Below are 1,916 nucleotides of genomic sequence, written 5' to 3'. Positions count from 1 at the left end.
GAGTGGTCAGAAGGCAGCCATATTACCGATCTTCCTGAAATGGTGTCTAAAGATGCCTTCCTGTTAACCGATTGGCGACCCGAGGACAAAACGTTTTGGGACACGAAAGGAAAGCGCATTGCAAAACGCAATTTGTGGATCTCTATTCCCAATCTGTTTTTAGCTTTCGCGGTTTGGTCAATTTGGAGCATTATGGTTGTTCAAATGCCCCATTTGGGTTTTACCTATAGTGCAAATCAGTTGTTTTGGTTGGCTGCATTACCGGCCTTATCTGGGGCCACATTACGCATTTTTTACGGCTTTATGATACCGGTTTTTGGAGGCCGTAGATGGACAGCATTGTCAACGGCGTCCTTGTTGGTTCCTTGCTTATGGATGGGTGTAGCACTTCAGAATATCGATACTTCTTATTTAGTGATGTTGATCCTTGCCTTGTTGTGCGGATTAGGCGGGGCAAACTTCTCATCTAGCATGGCCAATATCAGTTTCTTCTACCCTAAAGTCGAAAAGGGCGCTGCACTAGGACTCAATGCAGGATTAGGTAACCTCGGTGTGTCCGGCATGCAACTGATTGCCCCCTTAGTGATATCTTCAAGTGTATTTGGAAGCTGGGGAGGCGCTCCGTTACAAATGATAGGTGATGGGGGGGCGGTTACGTCGGTTTGGCTACAAAATGCAGCACTTATCTGGGTGCCTTTTATTGCCATTGGCGCCATCGTTGCTTGGTATGGCATGAATGATATTGCAGAAGCAAAATCATCCTTAAAAGAGCAGGCGGTGGTTTTTAAACGCTCACATACCTGGATCATGTGTTGGTTGTACTTAGGAACGTTTGGTAGCTTTATTGGCTTTTCAGCTGGGTTCCCATTGCTGAGCGGTTTGTTGTTCCCTGATGTTGATCCGGTGAAATATGCGTTTATTGGTCCATTGGCAGGGGCATTGACAAGACCTTTAGGTGGCATTTTAGCCGATAAGTTTGGTGGCGCACGGGTCACCCTTTGGAGCTTTGTTGCCATGGGCCTAGGTGTGGTGGGTGTGCTGTATTTCCTACCGGATGAAACCAGTAATTTTGCCGGTTTCTTTGCCATGTTTATTTTATTATTTAGTGCCACCGGTATTGGCAATGGTTCAACATTTAGAATGGTGCCTTTAATGTTCTTAACATTGCGTAGCCGGGTGCTAGGTAAGGGCCAAGAAAAGCAAGCCGAAATCGAAGGTAACCGTGAAAGTGCGGCGGTTCTGGGCTTTATCTCTGCCATTGCGGCATACGGTGGTTTCTTTATTCCTAAAGCTTATGGATCATCCATAGCGATGACAGGTTCCGTGCACATGGCACTGTATGGTTTTATTGTGTTTTACCTCACCTGCATTGCTATTACCTGGTGGTATTACGCTAGACCGAAAGCCATTGTTCCGTGCTGATTACACGGCCTTCTTCCTTTAATAAAGGCTGATTTTCCAGCCTTTATTCTCAATGTTCCAACAGCAATATTTTCTCCAACCGGCGTTATGCCGTGAACTCAGCTGCACAGTTAGAGGAGTCAACATGACTGATCATATTCCACAAGATATATCCCCTGAAAGAAAAGATTTACGCGAATATACTGACGAACTTAGACAAAAACACACCATTGTGAAGAACGTTTATGGTGAATGGGTTTTATTGAAACACGCCGATGTTATGGCCGCGGCTAAAGATGACACCCGTTTTTCAAATGCCGTATCTAACCACCTTCAAATTCCTAACGGTTTGGACGGGGAAACCCATACTCGCTATCGCAAAATCATTGAACGCTATCTTACTAAGGAGGCTTTAGCGCCCTATATTCCGGTTTTTACCCAGATTGCGGCCCAGTTGGTTTCTGAATTACCCAAACATGAAGTGATTGATGGGGTAAATGATATTGGTGCAGTGT

General features: G+C 45.3%; 1 protein-coding gene and 1 pseudogene. Both read left to right on the top strand.

The annotated features are described in order from the left end of the window. Nucleotides 1-1,422, top strand: a 1,422-nt coding sequence (locus V5298_RS20515; RefSeq protein WP_332933267.1) for a NarK family nitrate/nitrite MFS transporter, incomplete at its 5' end; no start/stop codon positions are given. Nucleotides 1,423-1,546: 124 nt separating this feature from the next. Next, nucleotides 1,547-1,916 (top strand): annotated as a pseudogene (locus tag V5298_RS20510) (cytochrome P450); the annotation flags it as partial.

Source organism: Alteromonas sp. 14N.309.X.WAT.G.H12, from assembly GCF_036697315.1.
Taxonomy (GTDB): domain Bacteria; phylum Pseudomonadota; class Gammaproteobacteria; order Enterobacterales; family Alteromonadaceae; genus Alteromonas.
The sequence above is the reverse complement of the archived record's forward strand: the minus strand, read 5'-3'. Positions and strand labels throughout refer to the sequence as shown.